Source organism: Streptomyces sp. NBC_01216, assembly GCF_035994945.1.
Taxonomy (GTDB): Bacteria; Actinomycetota; Actinomycetes; order Streptomycetales; family Streptomycetaceae; genus Streptomyces.
Map to the genome: position 1 here is coordinate 1,182,595 of NZ_CP108677.1, position 18,210 is coordinate 1,200,804.

General features: G+C 72.6%; 17 protein-coding genes. 3 read left to right on the plus strand and 14 right to left on the minus strand.

Annotated features, from left to right (window positions below; translation table 11 throughout):
- Positions 1 to 147 precede the first annotated feature (147 nt).
- Positions 148 to 1,452 carry a UL36 very large tegument protein gene (locus OG393_RS05050; protein WP_442817262.1) on the minus strand — a complete coding sequence of 435 codons (1,305 nt, stop codon included), beginning with the start codon at positions 1,450 to 1,452 and terminating at the stop codon, positions 148 to 150.
- Between the two features lie 160 nt (positions 1,453 to 1,612).
- Complete coding sequence (locus tag OG393_RS05055) at positions 1,613 to 1,993, minus strand: PPOX class F420-dependent oxidoreductase (protein ID WP_327373374.1); 381 nt, start codon at positions 1,991 to 1,993, stop codon at positions 1,613 to 1,615.
- Positions 1,994 to 2,171: 178 nt separating this feature from the next.
- Between OG393_RS05055 and OG393_RS05060 the strand changes: the two genes are divergently transcribed.
- The gene (locus OG393_RS05060; protein WP_327373375.1) at positions 2,172 to 2,642 is read left to right on the plus strand and encodes a GNAT family N-acetyltransferase; all 471 of its coding nucleotides are present in this window, start codon (positions 2,172 to 2,174) and stop codon (positions 2,640 to 2,642) included.
- Positions 2,643 to 2,986: 344 nt separating this feature from the next.
- On the opposite strand, the gene ggt is transcribed toward OG393_RS05060, so the two are convergent.
- Positions 2,987 to 4,783 carry a gamma-glutamyltransferase gene (ggt, locus tag OG393_RS05065; RefSeq protein ID WP_327373377.1) on the minus strand — a complete coding sequence of 599 codons (1,797 nt, stop codon included), beginning with the start codon at positions 4,781 to 4,783 and terminating at the stop codon, positions 2,987 to 2,989.
- 103 nt (positions 4,784 to 4,886) lie between these two features.
- On the opposite strand from ggt, the gene OG393_RS05070 reads away from it, so the two are divergent.
- Positions 4,887 to 5,633, plus strand: coding sequence for a hypothetical protein (locus OG393_RS05070; protein WP_327373378.1), 747 nt, complete (start codon positions 4,887 to 4,889; stop codon positions 5,631 to 5,633).
- Positions 5,634 to 5,689: 56 nt separating this feature from the next.
- Here the strand turns inward: OG393_RS05070 and OG393_RS05075 are convergent, their stop codons facing one another.
- Entirely contained in the window at positions 5,690 to 6,364 is a 675-nt protein-coding gene (locus OG393_RS05075; protein ID WP_327373379.1) for a formylglycine-generating enzyme family protein, read from the minus strand.
- A gap of 375 nt (positions 6,365 to 6,739) precedes the next feature.
- Between OG393_RS05075 and OG393_RS05080 the strand changes: the two genes are divergently transcribed.
- On the plus strand, positions 6,740 to 8,302 hold the full coding sequence (locus OG393_RS05080; protein WP_327373380.1) for an alpha/beta fold hydrolase: 1,563 nt from the start codon (positions 6,740 to 6,742) through the stop codon (positions 8,300 to 8,302).
- 706 nt (positions 8,303 to 9,008) lie between these two features.
- Here the strand turns inward: OG393_RS05080 and OG393_RS05085 are convergent.
- From OG393_RS05085 to OG393_RS05130, 10 genes are all read right to left on the minus strand, one after another.
- A complete protein-coding gene (locus tag OG393_RS05085; RefSeq protein ID WP_327373381.1) occupies positions 9,009 to 9,452 on the minus strand; it encodes a DUF6278 family protein in 444 nt (147 codons plus the stop codon).
- A gap of 161 nt (positions 9,453 to 9,613) precedes the next feature.
- Positions 9,614 to 10,393: an exodeoxyribonuclease III gene (locus tag OG393_RS05090; protein WP_327373382.1), complete on the minus strand. Its 780-nt coding sequence runs from the start codon at positions 10,391 to 10,393 to the stop codon at positions 9,614 to 9,616.
- Between the two features lie 44 nt (positions 10,394 to 10,437).
- On the minus strand, positions 10,438 to 11,070 hold the full coding sequence (locus OG393_RS05095; protein WP_327373383.1) for an MBL fold metallo-hydrolase: 633 nt from the start codon (positions 11,068 to 11,070) through the stop codon (positions 10,438 to 10,440).
- A gap of 60 nt (positions 11,071 to 11,130) precedes the next feature.
- Entirely contained in the window at positions 11,131 to 12,405 is a 1,275-nt protein-coding gene (gene pcaDC / locus OG393_RS05100) for a bifunctional 3-oxoadipate enol-lactonase/4-carboxymuconolactone decarboxylase PcaDC (RefSeq protein ID WP_327373384.1), read from the minus strand.
- 207 nt (positions 12,406 to 12,612) lie between these two features.
- A complete protein-coding gene (locus OG393_RS05105; protein WP_327373385.1) occupies positions 12,613 to 13,065 on the minus strand; it encodes a cold-shock protein in 453 nt (150 codons plus the stop codon).
- A gap of 348 nt (positions 13,066 to 13,413) precedes the next feature.
- On the minus strand, positions 13,414 to 13,989 hold the full coding sequence (locus OG393_RS05110) for a hypothetical protein (RefSeq protein WP_327373386.1): 576 nt from the start codon (positions 13,987 to 13,989) through the stop codon (positions 13,414 to 13,416).
- A complete protein-coding gene (locus OG393_RS05115) occupies positions 13,986 to 15,188 on the minus strand; it encodes an ROK family glucokinase (protein ID WP_327373387.1) in 1,203 nt (400 codons plus the stop codon). The genes OG393_RS05110 and OG393_RS05115 overlap by 4 nt, the downstream gene beginning before the upstream one ends.
- Before the next feature lie 77 nt (positions 15,189 to 15,265).
- The gene (locus OG393_RS05120; protein WP_327373389.1) at positions 15,266 to 16,075 is read right to left on the minus strand and encodes an ATP-binding cassette domain-containing protein; all 810 of its coding nucleotides are present in this window, start codon (positions 16,073 to 16,075) and stop codon (positions 15,266 to 15,268) included.
- Positions 16,072 to 17,121, minus strand: coding sequence for an ABC transporter permease (locus OG393_RS05125; RefSeq protein WP_327373390.1), 1,050 nt, complete (start codon positions 17,119 to 17,121; stop codon positions 16,072 to 16,074). Before OG393_RS05125 ends, OG393_RS05120 begins: the two co-directional genes overlap by 4 nt.
- A complete protein-coding gene (locus tag OG393_RS05130; RefSeq protein WP_442817401.1) occupies positions 17,118 to 18,101 on the minus strand; it encodes a sugar ABC transporter substrate-binding protein in 984 nt (327 codons plus the stop codon). The genes OG393_RS05125 and OG393_RS05130 overlap by 4 nt, the downstream gene beginning before the upstream one ends.
- Positions 18,102 to 18,210 lie beyond the last annotated feature (109 nt).

Genomic DNA, 18,210 nt, shown 5'->3' on the forward strand with positions numbered 1-18,210 from the left:
TAGACACGGTGCGTAGGAGGTAGAACGTAAGCCCCGTCACATCGCGGAGCAAGACCGCCGCCGTGAACCGCCGGAGTCGATCATGTTTCATACCCGAGTGGTCCACGTCGGACACACACCGACACGTCCGGATCCCTTCCGGTTGCGTCAGGACGCGACGAGCCCGGCGACTCTCAACGCGTGCGCCAGGTCCCGCTCACGGGCCACGGAGACGGCGCGGGCGGCGGCGAGGAGCCGCGGGACGATCCCCTGTGGATCGGCGGCGGCCAGCGTGGCGCCCTCCTCGGCGGAACGCGCCCGGACGAACGCGACGAGAAGGGCGTGCGCCTCCCGGTCGTGGCCGTCGGCGCGCAGGGCCGCGCAGGCCCCGGCCAGCTCCTCGACCGGGCGGGCCACACCCTGGCGCAGCAGCTGCTCGCAGTCCCGCTCGCGGCCCGCGTCGGCGAGCGCCCCGGCGACGGAGGCGAGACGCTCCGGCGGCAGGGAGGCGGCCTCCCACAGCAGGGTGGCCCAGTCGGGTCCGAGGCCGGCGCGGTGCAGCTCGGCCGCGAGGGCGGGGAGCCGGCTCGGCGGCCCGGCGAGCGCCTCGCAGAGCAGTGCGTGCGCCTCGCCGCTACGCCCCTGGGCGCGCAGGCGCCGCAGCGCGTAGACAGCGTTCACGGCGGCCCGCGCGGCCTCGGCGGGACCCTCGTCCGGCGTGGCCGGCCGGGGCGCGGCCGCGGGCTCCGCGGCGCCCCCGAACCGTGCGCCGCGGGGTGCCACCCCGGCCTGGGGCAGTGTGGGCACGGCGACGACCTCCTGCGCGCCCTCCGCCTCGTCGAGCCAGGCGTACCGGGCCCCGCGGGGCCGCCGCCGGGGAGCCTCCCACCGCGCGTCCTCCGGCCGTTCCGCGGGGTGCCGTTCGGTCGGCTGCCGCGTCGCCTCCCGGCGCTCCGGGCCCCCTCGGGTCGTCTCCGCGCCGGCGGCGGGCGAGGCTCCGCCGTCAGCCGCCGCCGGGGTCAGGGCGGCCAGCCGGCCCGCCAGTTCCGCGACGCGCGCGGTCGCGCGGGCGTGGTCGTCGCGGCACCAGGCCAGTTCGTTGTCGAGCCTGGCCGCGTCCGGGGCGGCGGGCGTCTCGCGCAACCGTCCGGCGAGCTCGTGGCCCCGGCGCTGCGCGTCCCACCGCTCCCGCTCCATCGCGGCCAGCCGCCTGCGCAGTTCCTCCGCGCCGCCCGGCCGCCGATCGTGGGCGGCCGCGGCCGCGTCGTACAGGACCCTGGCGCGCAGCGCCCCCGGTCCCGCCTCGCCGAGATCCCGGAGCAGGGATTCGACGACGTCCCAGGGCAGTATCTCGGTACCCTCCAGGCAGGCCCGCAGCCCGTCCGGGTCACGCTGCAGGAAGACCCCGTACCAGCCTTCACCCGGCTCCATACGAGCCGTCAGATCCCGCAGGAAGCGCGCGAAAGCGCCCACCGCCGCAGGGAGTTGATACACCGCCATACCGTCCGCACCGCCCGTGCACTCGACTGGGCCCTTCCGGTCCGCGGATATTGGACCCCAGTCGTGTTACGGCGCGACTACGGACTGTTTTCAAGCGGAGCCCGTCTCGCGGTGAACGGAGGAGAACACCGGTTCACACGGTGATCTCGATACCGGTGTGGGGGCGCTTGCCGCGCCGGACGACCATCGCCGGCCAGTCCACGAGCCAGAACTGCCAGGTGTACTTACGCGCGAGAAGCCTGCGCACCCGGCCCAGCTCGTCCCCCTCCAGCAGACGCGCCGTGCCCTCGGCGCGCAGCGCGCCCTCGGCGACGTTGCCGCGCACGTCGCAGACGGCCACGACGGCCCGTGGATCGTTGCGCAGCCGCTTGACCTTCCACGAGTCGGTGCGCGTCCAGGCGTACAGCACCTCGCCCTCCACCGCGTACCAGACGGGCGTCGCCACCCCGGTGCCGTTCTTGCGGAAGGTGGTCAGACTGACGTAGCGGCCTCGCCGCAGTTCCTCGGGCATCATGCGGCGAGACTACGACGACCGGACGCCCCGACGCCCGCACGGCCCGGCCGGCGGAGGCGACGGCCGCTACGCGGCGGACGGCCTGTGCCGGATCAGGGGCGACGCTCTCCCTGGTGGCGGTCGCGACCGCGGTGCGAGGGCGATGCCGCCCGAAGCCGGCGCGTGGGAAGCTGTTCCCATGCCTGTAACCCTCCGCCGCATGGACGCCCTGCGTTTTCCTGCCTGGCTTGAGCGCAGTCGAGCCGAGTACGCCCGTGATCTCGTCTCCGCGGGGCAGGCACCCGAGGCCGCCCACCGACACGCGGACGAGAGCATGGCCCTCTCCTTTCCCTCCGGCGCGCCGACCCCGGGACACGTGGTCTTCGACGTGGTCGACGACACCGGGGCGGCCGTCGGCTACCTCTGGATCGGACCGGACACGAGCGACGACGCCGGCGCCTGGTGGATCTGGGACATCCTGATCGACACCGACAAGCGGGGCCGGGGCTTCGGACGAAGGACCATGGCCCTCGGTGAGGAATACGCCCGGACGCAGGGCGCGCACACCCTTGGCCTCAGTGTCTTCGGGTTCAACACGGGTGCGCGCGGGCTGTACGAGTCGCTCGGCTACGAGACGACCTCGGTCAAGATGCTCAAGACACTCGACTGAGCGCCTGTCGGGTGGTCTTCGGCCGACAGGCGGAGGCGGTCTGGTGCGTGCGATTCCAAGACGCCGGGATGCCGCTCTGACGGAGCCACCGGGGCATGTCGGCTGTATTGCCCTGCCGACGACAGCGCGTAGGCGCCGGTCGCAGGTGCTTCATCAGACGCGACTCCAGACCGGCGGGACCCCCGTGCCGGTATCGCCGCAGCACCCTGCGCCCATCCAGGGCATACACATCGGCGTCCCGACCCCGCGCGATCAACTCCATGCGATACAGCCTGTCTTGACAGTCAAGCCCGCGCCAACAGAGCGGGCGTTGCCTGACGCCGCGCCGGCCGCCGCGGCGCCGGCTAGCGCGCGGGCCGCACCACCATCGCGGAGCCGCCACCCCGGCGGACGGGCTCCGCGGCGGCCAGCCACCGTCCGTCCGGCAGCCGTTGCACGCCCGTCGCCGCGCCGATCTCGGGGCTCTGCCGGAATCCGTGCCCGAGGGCTTCGAGTTCCCCACGCAGCGGACTGTTCCACAGCGCTGGTTCGAGCTCCGTCGTGGTCTGGTTCCGCTGACTGGCGCGGGGGGCCGCGATCGCCTCGCCGAGCGGCAGACCGCGGTCGACGACGCCGGTCAGGGTCTGGAGCACGGTGGTGATGATCGTCGCTCCGCCCGGGGAGCCCAGCGCCAGGACCGGGCGGTCGTGCCGGTCGAGGACGATCGTCGGGGAGATCGAGGACCGCGGGCGCTTCCCGGGCCCCGGCAGGTTGGGATCGTGGACGGACGGGTCGGCCGGCGTGAAGGAGAAGTCGGTGAGTTCGTTGTTGAGCAGGAAGCCCCGCCCCGGAACGGTGATCCCGCTGCCGCCGGTGGACTCGATCGTCAGCGTGTAGGCGACGACGTTGCCCCACCTGTCGGCCACGGTGAGGTGCGTCGTGTTCTCGCCCTCGTAGGTGGTCGGCGCCGCCCGGCCGGCGACCGCGCACGGGGCGGGGCGGCGCGGGTCACCCGGCGCGAGCGGGCTGCTCAGGACCGCGTCGTCGCGGATCAGGCAGGCGCGGGAGTCGGCGTAGCGCTGTGAGAGCAGCGCCCTGACGGGAACGTCCTCGAAGGCGGGGTCGCCGACCCAGCGGCCCCGGTCGGCGAAGGCGATGCGGCTGGCCTCGACGTACCGGTGGAGGTAGCCGGCGGGCGACGCGGCGGACAGGTCCGTGCCCTCCAGGATGTTGAGCGCCTCGCCGACGCTGGTGCCGCCCGAGGAGGAGGAGGGGGCGATGCCGTACACGTCGAGGCCCCGGTAGGAGACCTTGGTGGGCCGACGCCGCTCCGTCCGGTAGGCCGCGAGGTCGCGGGCGGTCAGGTCGCCGGAGCGGACGATCCGGGTCGCGCCGTCCCGGACCGGGGGCGTGCGGACGGTGTTGACGACGTCCCTGGCCAGCGGCCCGCGGTAGAGCGCCCCGATGCCCTTCCGGCCGAGTTCATCGTAGGTACGGGCCAGGTCGGGGTTGGTGAACACCGATCCCACGGCGGGCAGTCGCCCGCCCGGTAGGAAGAGGTCCGCGGAGGCCGGGAAGTCCCGGAAGCGGGCCTCGTTCGACGCCGTCTGGGCGCGGAAGGTGGCGTCGACCCTGAAGCCCTCGCGGGCCAGGCGGCTCGCGGGTTCGAGGAGCCGGGGCAGCGGCTTGCTGCCCCAGGCGTCCAGGGCGGTCTCCCAGGTGGCGGGGGTACCCGGCACGCCGACGCCCCGGCCGCTGGTCATGCCTTCCGCGAAGGGGATCGGACGTCCGTCCTCGACGAAGAGGTGCTCGTCCGCCGAGAGCGGGGCGGTCTCGCGGCCGTCGATCGTGTGGACGGTGCGGCTCCGGGCGTCGTAGTAGACGAAGTAACCGCCTCCGCCGATGCCCGCGGAGTAGGGCTCCGTGACACCGAGGGCGGCGGCCGTCGCGACGGCCGCGTCCACGGCGTTGCCTCCCTTGCGGAGCACCTCGATGCCGGCCGCCGAGGCGTCGGCGTCGACGCTGGCGACGGCTCCGCCGTACCCGGCGGCGACGGGCTGCTTGACGGGCGGCCGGGTCACCGTCGGCGGCGCGGCGGCCCCCACCGAGAGCACGGCGGCGACGGCCAGAATCGGCACGGTCCGTGTGGCGGATCGACTCATCCCTACCTCCAGTCAACAGCCGTCCGCGCAGAGTAACTTCCCACCGTCCCCGCCGTCAGGACCGCCTCGAACATCCGGCCGTACCCCGCTACCATGCCGGGCCATGAGCGAAGACCTGCGGAATCTGGTGCTGGGCGTCGTGGCCGCGGGGGTCGGCGCCACCCTGGGCTGGCTCACCCGCGCCTACCTCTGGCGCCGCCGGCTCCGCCGCAAGCAGTCCTTCTTCGGTCTGCCGGGAGGTACGGCCTGCCTGCTCGTGGTGCACCAGGGAGCGGGCGACGACGGGGCCGTGCACCGCTTCGACGTGTCCGCGCTGCTCGAACTCGCCGCTCTCGTCAAGGACTGCGGGGCGCAGGCCGAGGTCGTCCGGCACGATCTCGCGCGACAGGGCTTCGGCGACCGGACGGAGTTCTGCCTCGGCGGGCCCTCCTCGAACCAGCGGATGGCGGCGCATCTGCGCTCGCTGCTGCCCGGAGTGGCCATGGACGCGGGGACCGACCCGAAGCGTCGCGACCGCGGGTCCCTCGTGATCGGCTCGGAGTCCTACCCGCCGGAGAAGGGCATGACGGAGTACGTCGTCCTCGCCCGGCTGCCGGGCGGCGAGGGCGGGCGGCCGGTGTTCCTGTTCTGCGGACAGCACCCGATCACCCATCAGGCCGCCACCCGCTATCTGTCCCGGCATTACGAGAAGCTGGCGCGCAAGTACGGCGGGGGGCCCTTCGTCCTGCTCCTGAAGGTGGTCAACTCCGAGGCGTACGGGCCCGATGTGGTGGAGCTGGTCGCCGATGTCACGCGCGCCGCGCGCACCGCACCCGCACCCGCGCCCGAACCAGAGCCGGCGGCGAGCTGACGCCACCGCGCTGGCGGCGGCCGTGCCGTGGGGGACGGCGCGGCGGTCCCGGCGCGTCAGGCGGCCGGTGACCGCGCGAGGCGGAAGCCGACGTCGTCGACCCGGTAGCTCGGATGGCTGCGGCGGCGTGCGGAGGCGCGGCAGCTCCAGTGCTCGTCGAACCAGCCGCCCCCGCGCAGCACCCGGTAGTCGCCGTAGACCTCGGCGTCGTAGACGTCCCAGCACCAGTTCCAGACGTTGCCGAGCATGTCGTACAGCCCCCAGGCGTTGGGCAGCTTGCCGCCGACGTCATGGAGGCGCTCGCCGGAGTTGTCGCGGTACCAGGCGATGTCGTCGAGCGGACCGTAGTGCGGACCGTCGGTGCCGGCCCGGCAGGCGTACTCCCATTCGGCTTCGGTGGGCAGGCGGTAGCCGTCGGCGGATGCCTCCCACAGGAGGGACTCGCCGTCACCGTGGACGCGGTAGGCGGGTGTGAGGCCGTCCCGCGCGGACAGAGCGTTGCAGAACCGGACGGCGTCCCACCAGGAGACGCTCTCCACGGGCCGGCGGTCTCCGGCGCCCTCCCCCGGCCGGAGGCCCGTGACCTCGGCGTACGACCGCCGGGTGACCGGGACCTCCGCGATCTCGTACGCGGCGACCTCGACCGGCCAGCTCCGCCGCGTCCGCCGGTCCGTCAGCGTCACGCGACCCGGCGGGACTGCGATCATCCTGTGCTGCGCGCGCGCCTCCATGATCACGTGAGCCTACAGGCCGTTCATCCTGCCCGGCAGGCCGGCGGGCGGCGTCGGACGCGGCGCGTCACCTCGCGGGCGCGGGTGCCGGCGGCCGGACCGTATACGGCGGGCTCTGGTCACCGGGCGGCCCCGGGCACCGCGCGGACGGGCGCGAGGCGCCGTGAGGCCGCGACAGGCAGCCCGGTCCGGGGGCGGAGGCGGCGCCGAGAGGGGAGAGCGGCCCGGGGCGGGCACGGGGCAGGCGCGTCCATGGGTGCACCCAATCGTTACCCGCACGTAACTTACCGACCAGTTACCGAAGGTAAGGCGACGAGGTTACCGTCGGGTCACTTTCACTGCCCCCCATCAGTGACCCCCCAGTGAGGAGTGCCCGTGCGCACAGCTCCGGTCTTCGCCGTCTCGGCCGCCCTCGTGGCCGGAACGACCCTCGGACTCGCCCCCGTCGCCCACGCGTCCGGTTCGGCCGCCACCGGCACGACCATCCGCTTCGTCGACATCGCGGGCGACGGCGGTACCGTCCTCAAGGCCAACGTCGTCACCCCCGCCGGCTCCGGCGGGTCGGCCCGCCATCCCGTGATCGTGCTTCCCACCAGCTGGGCCCTGCCCCAGGTCGAGTACCTCGCCCAGGCCCGGAAACTCGCCGACTCCGGTTATGTCGTGGTGAGTTACAACTCGCGCGGCTTCTGGCAGTCCGGCGGCGTGATCGAGACGGCCGGCCCCAAGGACATCGCCGACGCCTCCCTCGTCATCGACTGGGCACTCGCACACACTCCCGCCGACCCCGACAAGGTCGGCATGGCGGGTGTCTCCTACGGCGCGGGCATCAGCCTGCTCGCCGCCGCTCACGACAGCCGGATCAAGGCCGTCGCGGCACTGAGCGGCTGGGCCGACCTCATCGAGTCCATCTACAGCGGACGCACCCAGCACCTCCAGGCCGCCGCGGTACTCGGCGGCGCCGGCTACCTCACCGGGCGCCCCGGCCCCGAACTCCGCGAGATCCTGGGCGACTTCCTCTCCTCCGACCTGAGCAAGGAGGACGAGATGATCGCCTGGGGCCGCGCGCGGTCGGCCGGCGAACAGGTGGACAGGATCAACGCCAACGGCACCGCGGTCATGCTGGGCAACGCCTGGGGCGACACCATCTTCCCGCCCAACCAGTACGCGTCCTTCTACGAGAAACTGCGGGGCCCCAAGCGCCTGGAGTTCCGCCCGGGCGACCACGCCACCGCCGAGGCAACCGGTCTGCTCGGCCTGCCGAACGACACCTGGACCAGCGCCCACCGCTGGTTCGACCACTACCTCAAGGGCGCCGACAACGGCGTCGACCGCGAGCAGCCCGTCCAGCTGAAGCCCCGCTCCGACGGTGGGTACGAGGGCTACCCCGACTGGAAGTCCGTGCACGCCGACGAGCGGAAGATCGCCCTCGGAGGCACCAAGCGGATCTGGACCGGAATCGACTCGGGCGCCAACGGCGGCGTCGTCTTCCTCTCCAACGTCCTGGACCAGTTCGCCCAGGCCCCGCCGACCGCCGCCATCCCCCTGCTCCCGCGCGCCTTCGCCGGAGTCTGGCAGTCGGAGCGCTCCGCCAAGCCCCGGAAGGTGCGCGGCACGGCGAAGCTCCACACCACGGTCACCCCCACCAAGGAGAGCGGCACCCTCGTCGCCTACCTCTACGACGTGGGCCCGCTCGGCCTCGGCAAGTTGGTCAGCAATGCCCCGTACACCTTCCACGGGAAGACGCCCAGGAAGCCGTTCACGGTCGACCTGGAGCTGTTCTCCACGGCCTACGACGTTCCGGCCGGCCACCGTCTCGCCGTGGTCGTCGACACCGTCGACCCTCTCTACATCGAGCACAACCCGACCGGCGCACAGCTGACCTTCTCCTCCCCCGCGGGCGACCCGTCGTACCTGTCGGTCCCGCTGCGAGTGGAGTGATCACCGGCTGCCGCCGGACGGGTATGGCTCCTTGCGGGCTGCTCCGCGTCGGCCGGCCGCCGAGCGGGGGGGAGCAGCGTCTGGTGCGGCCGGAGCGACATCGCCGGCCCGTGCCCTGGTACTGCGCCACTCCCTCCTGGCCACCCGGGGGCGAACCGGGAGAGCCGCACGCGCATCCCGGCACGCTCCGGCGAGAGCTCGCCGACGCGACGGGGATGAAGGGCAGATCGTAGTCGAGAGGCGACCCGATCGGTGGGGCCCGCTCTCCGGAAATCGGCCCCGGAGGCGAGGAATCCGGGCGCGGCGACCGCTCAGCGCGACGGGCTGACGGCCGGTCGCGGGTGAGTGCCGCGGAGTGCCCGGTGCCGGGGGCCGGGCGGCGCCGGGCGGCCCGCGCCGGGGCGGCGACGGCAGGCCGGACACCGTCGGGAGACGGGCACCCGGGGGCCTGAGAGCCCCGCCGCCCCGCCGCGGCCGGCGAGGTGATCGGAGCCCTGCGGAACGCGCCGGGCGCCGAAGCGCCCGCCGACGTCACGCGGTTCGGTCAACGGAACGGCGACGGCCATGCGCTGCCCTGCCCCCTTCTCGGCGATGTCGCGGTCAGCGCAAACTATTCACCACGGGAAGGGACTTCGCGACTGACACGCATAAAAAGGGCATAAGCCGTATTTACTGCAAGGGGGTGGCCGGGCGTACGGCCGGGCGTTCAGAACTCGGCGGCCTCGGCGTAGACCTGCGAGAGCTCAGGCGAGCCACTCACGGCCCAGTCGAGCCCGGCCTCGACCACGTTGATCTCGCGACCCGACGCCAGCCGGACCACCGGCTGGCCCCCCGGCCAGACCTGCCAGGTCGCTCCGGGAACCGTCCGAACGATGACCGTGCCCAGATAGAGACCCGCGTCGTTACCCAGCCAGGGAAGCTCCTCGGGCGCGTCCCGCCACCGGGGCGGCAGTTGGTCGATCCGCTCCAGGGAACGCGGGGTGTCGTCGAGCTCGACCCCGGAGTCCTGGACGACGGCACGCAGCAGCTCGCACTCGGCGAGCAGATCCGCCACCCCCTCGGGGTCCCGGTCGAAGGCCGAGGCCAGCGGAGCCGCGGACGGTTCGACCTCGCGCCTCTTGCGCCAGTTGTCCAGGAATGGGATGTTCATCGGACCAGCGTCGCACCTCCCCCGGTCACCGCACCACCAGGCGCGCGGAGATCACCCGGGGCGCGCGCTGCCGCCCGGGAACCCCTCGCCGACCCGCCTCGCCCTCGCCGGTGCGGCTGAGAGCCTGTCGGCCGAAGGCCACCCGACAGGCTCTGAGAGCCTCAGACCTCCAGGTCGACGACGACCGGAGCGTGGTCGGACGCGCCCTTGCCCTTGCGCTCCTCGCGGTCGACGTAGCTGTCACGGACCGCGTCGGCGAACGGCTTGTTGCCGTACACGAGGTCGATGCGCATGCCCCGGTTCTTCGGGAAGCAGAGCTGGCGGTAGTCCCAGTAGGTGAAGGGGTGGTCGTACTTGAGGGGGCGCGGGACCACGTCCGCGAGTCCGGCCTCGCGCAGCCCGGCGAGCGCGGCCCGCTCGGGCTCGGTGACGTGGGTGGAGCCCTCGAAGACGCCGATGTCCCACACGTCCTCGTCGGCCGGGGCGATGTTGTAGTCCCCGAGGACCGCGAAGGGCCGCTCCCCCGCCGCGTCCTCGGCGACGGCCGACGTGAGCGCCTCCAGCCACCGCAGCTTGTACGCGTAGTGCTCGTGGGCGACCTCGCGTCCGTTGGGCACGTACACCGACCAGACCCGGACCGGGCCGCAGGTCGCGGAGATCGCCCGGGGCTCCCGCACGTCCTCGTACGCCGGGCCGCCCGGCAGACCGGTGACGACGTCGCTCAGACCGACCTTGGAGAGCAGGGCGACGCCGTTCCACCGTCCGGTGGCGTTGACCGCCGACTCGTACCCCAGCTCGCGCAGTTCGTCGGTGGGGAACTGCTCGGCGGTGCACTTGGTCTCCTGGATGCACAGCACGTCGGTGCCGCTGCCTTCCAGCCAGGCCAGGAGGCGGGGCAGCCGGGCGGTGATGGAGTTGACGTTCCAGGTGGCGATACGCATGGGGAGAGCCTATCGGCGGGGTACGACAGTCGCCGGTACGCCCGTCACAGGTCGGTGGAGGCGCCGGGGGCCAGTCGGCTGTGGTCCGTGCCGCCGAGATCTCCGATCTGCCGGTCGTAGATCGGCCGGGCGAGGTCGGTGAGCAGGGCGTCGTGCACATCGATGGCCCGGCGCGGTCCGAGCTCGCGGACGTAGTCGATGACCTCGGAGATCTTGCTCCAGGGTGCCATCACCGGGAGCAGCAGCGTGTCCACCGGCTCCCCGGGGACGGTCAGGGCGTCCCCGGGGTGGAAGACGGAACCGTCGACCAGGTAGCCGACGTTCGTGATCCGGGGGATGTCCGGGTGGATGACCGCGTGCAGTTCGCCGTACACCTGGACGTCGAAGCCGGCCGCGCTGAAGGTGTCGCCGTGCCCCACCGTGTGGACCCGGCCGGGGTAGGCGGCCGCGAGCCGTCCGGCGACGCTCCGGAGCGTCCAGAGCTCCGCCGCCGGGTCGGCGTCCAGGCAGGCCCTGAGCCTGGCCTCGTCGTAGTGGTCCGGGTGCTCGTGGGTCACGAGCAGGACGTCGGCACCGAGGGCGGCGTCCTCCTCGCTGAAGCCGCCCGGGTCGATGACGAGCGTGCGCCCGTCCTTCTCCAGACGGACGCAGGCGTGCGACTTCTTCGTCAGCTTCACGGCACTCGACCTCACGACGGCGCGGACGGACCCCGGGGCCGTGCCCGGCCCCCGGCCAGCCTACGCCTGGGGCGTGGTGTCCTCCCGGATCACCCGGCGCACGACGCTCAGCGCGCTGTCGGCGGCGGGCAGCCCGCAGTAGACGGCGGTCTGGAGGACGATCTCCCCGAGTTCGTCCGGGGTGAGTCCGCTACGCAGGGCGGCCCGGGTGTGCTCGGCCAGCGCGTCGTGGTGTCCGCCCGCGATCAGGACGCCGAGCGTGACGGCGCTGCGGGTGCGGCGGTCCAGCGTCTCCCTGCTCCACACCTCGCCGAAGGCGTAGCGGGTGACCAGCGACTGGAAGTCCCGGTCGAGACCGTCGGCCGGCGCCCGGTCCGCATGGGCGTCGCCCAGGATCTCGCGGCGCAGGGCCAGGCCCCGCTCGTACGCGTCGGGGCGCTCCCCACCGCCCTCCGTACCGGGCGTGGTCGGGTCCGGGGCGCCCGCCGGCGGCGCGGAGACGACCGGCGCGGAGACGGGCGGCATCGCCGGCGCCTGCGGGACGCTCTGGGGGTCGTGCGCGGCTCCCGCGAAGTGGCCGACGAGCAGCTCCGTGACGGCGGCGGGCTGTTCCACCGGCGTGAGGTGCGAGGCGCCGGGGACGACGGCGAGCCGGGCGTCGGGTATCCCCGCGACCAGGGTGCGCGCCTCTGCGGGGCCCGTTACCTGGTCCTCCTCACCGACGACCACGAGCGCGGGGACGCCGACGCGGCCGAGCGCCTCACGGACGTCGAAGACGGCGAGCGCCTCGCAGGCGGCGACGTAGCAGCCGGGGTCGGTCGTTCGGACCATCTGCACGGCCCATTCGACGATCGCGGGTTGGGCGGCGGCGAAGCCCGGAGTGAACCACCACTCGGGGGCGCTGCGGGCCATCGGCTCCAACCCGTTGGCCCGGACGATCACCCCGCGCCGGTGGTACTCGTCGGGGGTGCCGAAACGAGGCGAGGTGGCGACCAGCGCCAGCGAGGCGAGCCGGTGCGGTGCCCGCAGCGCGAGGTCGAGGCCGACCGCGCCGCCGATCGAGGAGCCGGCGTAGCCGAAACGCCCCACACCGAGCTCGTCGAGGGTAGCGAGCACCCGGTCACCGAGTTCGGCGACGGAACCGAAGGGGTGGGCGGGCGCGCCTCCGTGCCCCGGCAGGTCGAAGCGGACGACCCGCCACTGGCGGGCCAGTTCGGGAACCTGCCGGTCCCACATGTGCCAGGTGGTGCCCAGCGAGGGACCCAGGACGAGCACGGGGGCGTCGTCCTGACCTTCGACACGGCATTGCAGGGTGTTCGGTGGTGTCTCGCTCATCCTTCCGACCCTCTCATCCCCCACGAGATTCCACATCGGCGGGTCGGGCGTGCGTTCCGGAACGCGGCCCCGCCTCGGCCCGCCACGCCGACGCCGAACCGTGGCGGTCCCGCACCTCCGCCCTGGGGCCCGTGCGCCGGCCCCTCGTCCCGGGCCGGGTGTTCCTCCGGCTCAGAGCCTGTCGGCCGAAGGCCACCCGACAGGCTCTCAGCCCTCGACCCATCCGTGGTTCTTGGCGAACCGCAGCATCCCCAGGCGCACCTGGAGGATGTGCTCGGCGGTCAGCGAAGGCGCGGATTCCAGCAGGACCTCGGTGACGTCCCGCAGGTACTCCGCGGAGTCGAGCACGTCGCACAACACGTCCTCGCCGTCGCCGTCCACGGCCTGCCCGCTCGGGGACTCGGAGCGCCCGGGGAAGCCGGTCGCCGCACCTCCCGTCGGCCTGCCGCCGGGGATGCCGCCGGCGAGACGGACCGATGACGCCTTCAGGCCCCGGTCTCCCTGCTCGATCTCGAACTCGACCCTCAGGCCCTGCCTGATGGAGCTCTCGGGGACACGGAGGTCGTTCACATGCAGGAAGACGTCCTCGCCGCCGTGCTCGGGAGCGATGAACCCATAGCCCTTGACACTGTCGAACCGCACCACACGCCCGATGACCATCACAGCAAACCTCCCGACGAACCCCCGGACCCCTGCCCGGGATACCCCTGCCGGAGGGCGGCCCGGACCTCGGGACCGCTCCGGACACACCTCACGGCACGACCGCCCGGCCCTCGACGTCCCGTTGTCGGTGCCTCGCGGGTCACACCTGGGCCCATGGGTACTCGCGGGACAGCATAAGCGTCCCGCGGGTCCGGTGACCCGGTCACCGGGGAATCGCGGGACTCTCCCGCGCCGGGAGCCGGGAGCACGGGCGGCCGCGGCGGGAAGGCGGCGGTGGCCGACGGCTCCGCGCGCGTCGGTGTACGTGTCCGGGGCCGCGAGTCCGCCGTGCGGTCCGGAGCCCCGTCAGGGGGTCGTGGTGGAGACGACGTACACCCGGGGTGCGGCCGGGTCGGTGAGGTCGACGGTGATGTCGTGGCCAGGGCGGGGCTTGTCCCGGCCGAGGGAGAGAGCCGACCAGTCCCGGTCCGACGGGAAGCGCCAGCCGACGATGCCCGCGTCCCGGTCGCTGACGGTGACGCTGCCCGGTTCCAGCCGGGAGCGGCTGGTGCCCACGTCCTCCAGGAAGGCGTCGAGCCGGTCGGCGCTGGTGGTGAACTGGACGTAGAGCCGGCTCGTCTTCCAGTTGCTGGTCTCGTAGTAGGCGACGTCCGTGGCGCGGCCGGGAATCGGCACCTCGAAGATGCGGCGCTTCATCTGGGAAGGCCAGTTGTCCTGGAGCCCGCCCGCCGAGGACTCGCGTTCCTTGTCCCGGCCGCTGTCGCGGCTCTGGCCGGCGGAGATCACCAGATAGCCGGCCGGGATGCCGACGAGCAGCACGATGGTGAGCGCCGTCAGGAACCGGCGGCGGATCATGTGGGGCCGGTTCTCGGGGAGCTTGCCGCACGGGTCGAGGGTGGCGGTCTCTGAGGGCACGGTCATGAGTTCGGGTCCTGGGGGGTGCGGGGGGTGCGGCCCTCGGCGCCGCCGCGCAGGGCCTGGGCGTACCGTTCGTACCGTTCGTAGCGCTCGAGGCGGCGCCGGTTGGCGCGGCGGAAGCGGCGGGCGACGAGCCGGGCCAGGTCGGCGGCGCCGACCATGCCGGCCTCGGGGCCCAGCTGGGCCTTGGCGATCCGGGCCTCCGGACGGTAGCCGCGACCGGTGAGGTGACGGCGGAAGGAATCCCGTGCCGGGCCGATCAGCAGGTCGTCGGCGGCGCTGACACCCCCGCCGATGACGAAGCAGGAGGGATCGAGGGCGGCGGCGAGATTGGCGATGCCGACGCCGAGCCACTGGCCGATGTCCTGGAGCAGTTCGACACACATGGCGTCGCCCTCGCGGGCCAGCTCGGTGATGAGTGGGCCGGTGATCTCGGGAACATGGCCTTTGACCCGCTCGATGATGCCGTAGGCGACCGGGGAGTCGGCCGCGGCCAGTTCACGGGCCTCGCGGACCAGGGCGTTGCCGGAGCTGTACTGCTCCCAGCAGCCGCGGTTGCCGCAGGGACAGCGGTGCCCGCCGGGGACGACCTGCATGTGGCCGAACTCGCCGGCCACGCCGTACTTGCCGCGCTTGACCTGGCCGTCCTCGAGGATCGCGCCGCCGATGCCGGTGCCGAGCGTGATCATGACGAGGTGCTCCTCACCGCGGCCCGCGCCGAAGCGCCACTCGGCCCAGGCCGCGGTGTTGGCGTCGTTGTCGACCATGACGGGGACGGCGAGGCGTGCCTGGAGGGAGTCGCGGAGCGGCTCGTTGCGCCAGGCGAGGTGCGGGGCGAAGAGCACGGTGGCCCGCTCGGCGTCGACCCAGCCGGCCGCGCCGATGCCGACGGCGTGGACGTCGTGCCGGTCGGAGAGGTCCAGGACCAGTTCGACGATGGTGTCCTCGACCACCTGGGGGCTCTTGGACTTGTCGGGCGTCTCGGCGCGGACCTTCTCCAGGATGGTGCCGTCGGCGTCGACCACCCCGGCCATGACCTTCGTACCGCCGATGTCGATGCCCACGGTGGGCACCCGGGGGGCCGTGAGGTGGGAGCGGCGCTCGCGCGTGCCGACGGTCCGCAGCACGGTGGCGCGGGCGGCGCCGGGGGCGCCACCGGCTCGCAGCGCGCGCGGGAGGGTGCGGTCGCGGTAGGTACTCATCGGCTCGATTCTGCCAGGTGCGGTGCCGGGGAGCCGGTCACGACGGCGACCGCGTCGTGACCGGTGACGCGCCGCTGCTACGGGGGCGTGGGGCGCTCCAGCTCGTGCCGGAGATCGTCCAGTTCGCTGCCGCCCGCCATCTGCCGGGTCAACTCGTCGAGAGTGACCGAGTCCTTGGTGTGGCCGGCGGCCATCACACCGCGTTTGAGCAGCACGAACCGGTCGCCGACCAGGAAGGCGTGGTGCGGGTTGTGGGTGATGAGTACCACTCCGAGGCCCTGGTCACGTGCGGCAGCCACATACTTCAGCACCACGCCGGACTGCTTCACGCCGAGGGCGGCGGTCGGCTCGTCGAGGACGAGGACCCTGGCTCCGAAGTGGACGGCGCGGGCGATGGCGACGCACTGCCGTTCGCCGCCCGAGAGGGTGCCGATCGGCTGGTCGACGTCGCGCAGGTCGATGCCCATGCGCAAGAGCTCGGTCCGGGTGGTCTCCCGCATCAGGCCGACATCGAGGCGCCTGAAGGGGCCGGTGCCCCTGGTCGGCTCGGAGCCGAGGAAGAAGTTCCGCCAGACCGGCATGAGGGGGACGACTGCCAGGTCCTGGTAGACGGTGGCGATCCCGCGGTCGAGGGCTTCGCGGGGGCTGGCCAGGGCGACCTCCTTCCCTTCGATCCGGAAGGTGCCGGCGTCGTGCCGGTGCAGCCCAGCGATGATCTTGATGAGGGTGGACTTGCCGGCGCCGTTGTCCCCGAGGACGCAGGTGATCTCGCCGGCCCGGACCTCCAGGGAGACCCCTTCGAGGGCCCGGATGTTGCCGTAGTGCTTGCTGACGCCGTCCAGTTCCACCAGCGGGGTGGGAGGGGCGGTCTGCGGCTCGGTGCTCATTTCACGGCCTCCACACGCCGGCGGATCCAGGCGTTCAGCAGCGTCGCCAGGAGGAGCATCGCCCCCAGGAAGAACTTGAACCAGTCCGGATTCCACTCCGCGTACACGATGCCCTTGCTGGTCATGCCGAAGATGAGCGCGCCGACCGCGGAGCCGATGGCCGAGCCGTAGCCGCCGGTGATCAGGCAGCCGCCGATGACGGCCGCGATGATGTAGATCAGTTCGTTGCCGACACCCTCGCCTGACTGGACGACCTCGAAGGAGAAGAGCAGGTGCTGGCCGGAGATCCAGGCGCAGAAGGCCACGCCCATGTAGAGCCCGGTCTTCGTCCGGAAGACCGGCACCCCGACCGCCCGGGCCGCGTCGGCGCCCCCGCCGACGGCGAAGATCCAGTTGCCGGCGCGGGTACGCAGCAGGACCCAGGTGGCCACGGCCACCAGGGCGATCCACCACAGGATGGTGACCTTCAGCTCGACGCCGCCGACGGTCCACTGGGAGGCGAAGAGCTTCCGGGCGGACGGGAAGCCCTCCATGTCGGCGATCGACTTGGTGGAGACCGTTCCGCTGATCAGCTTGGTGAAACCGAGGTTGAGACCGGTCAGCATCAGGAAGGTGCCCAGGGTGATGATGAAGCTGGGCAGTCCGGTGCGGGACAGCAGGAACCCGTTGAAGACCCCGACGGCGAGGGTGACGAGCAGCGAGACTCCGACACCGACCCAGACGTTGGCGGTCATCTGGTAGCTGAACATCGCCGAGACCAGTGCCGAGGTCGTGACCAGGACGCCGGCCGACAGGTCGAACTCGCCGCCGATCATCAGGAGGGCGACGGGCACGGCCATGATGCCGATGGTGGAGGCCGCGTAGAGGACCGTACCGAGGCTGGAACCGCGCAGGAAGCCGTCCGCGACGACCGAGAAGAACAGGAAGACTGCGATCGCGCCCACCACCGAGCCCAGCTCGGGGCGGGCCAGCAGCTTCTTCAGCCGCGAGGTGCGCAGCAGCCGCTCGTCGACGTGGTCGGTCGCCGGTGGGGCGGCGGCGCTCATCGGGTGCCCCGCTCGGTGTACTCCCGGAGCGCGGCGGCGTCGTCCTTGGTGATGATCTGTGGCCCGGTGAGCACGGGCAGGCCCCCGCCGAGGACGTCGGCGTTGTACCTGTACAGCCAGAGCAGGTCCACCGCCTCGTAGCCCTGCAGGTAGGGCTGCTGGTCGACGGCGAACCCGAGGGTCCCGGCGGCGAGCGCGCCGGCGACCTTGGCGTTGAGGTCGAAGGTGTCGACCTCGGCCGTGCTCCCTGCGGACTTCCTGGCCTGGACGGCGGCGTCCGCGAAGGGAGCTCCGAGGGTGACGACCGCGTCGACGGACGGGTCGGCCTGCAGTTTGGCGAGGATGGACGCCTGGACGTCGGGCATGTTGGTGCCGTCGACGTAGAGGTTCACCAGTTCGCCGCCGAAGGTCTTCTTCGCACCGGCGCACCGCTGCTCGTGGCCGATGTTGCCCTGCTCGTGCAGGACGCAGAGGGCCTTCTTGCGGCCCCGCTTGTCGAGTTCCTCGCCTACGGCCTCGCCCGCAACGGTCTCGTCCTGGCCGATGTGGGTGAGCGCGCCGTACGCCTTCGAGCGGTCGGCCCCGGAGTTGACGGTGATCACCGGGATGCCGGCCTTCACGGCCTTCTCGACGGCGGCCCTCATCGCGTCGGGCTTGGCGAGGGTGACGATCAGCCCGTCGACCCCCTTCGCGACGTACGAGTCGACGAGCTGCGCCTGCTGCTGGGCCTCGTCGCTGTGTGCGTAGAGGAAGTTGACGTTGTCCTTGACGGCCGCCTGCTCGGCGCCGTTCTGGACGATGTCCCAGAAGGTGTCGCCATCGCCGGAGTGGGTCACCATGGCGAAGGTCCACCTGGGGGTGTTCACGGCCGCCCGGCCCTGAGCGGCTGCCGCCTTGCGGGCGTCCTCGGCACGTTTGCCTCCGGTGCTGCTGCACCCCGCGAGCGTGGCGCCGAGCACCACCGCGAGCACGGCGCCGATCGCCGCGCGTACCCCTCCTGTCCGAACCCTGGTCACGAGGCCGTGCCCTCCTTTGTGTCCTTCTGCGTGCATTGCAGTATCGGTCATGGGGGTAGCACGGATCGTCAGC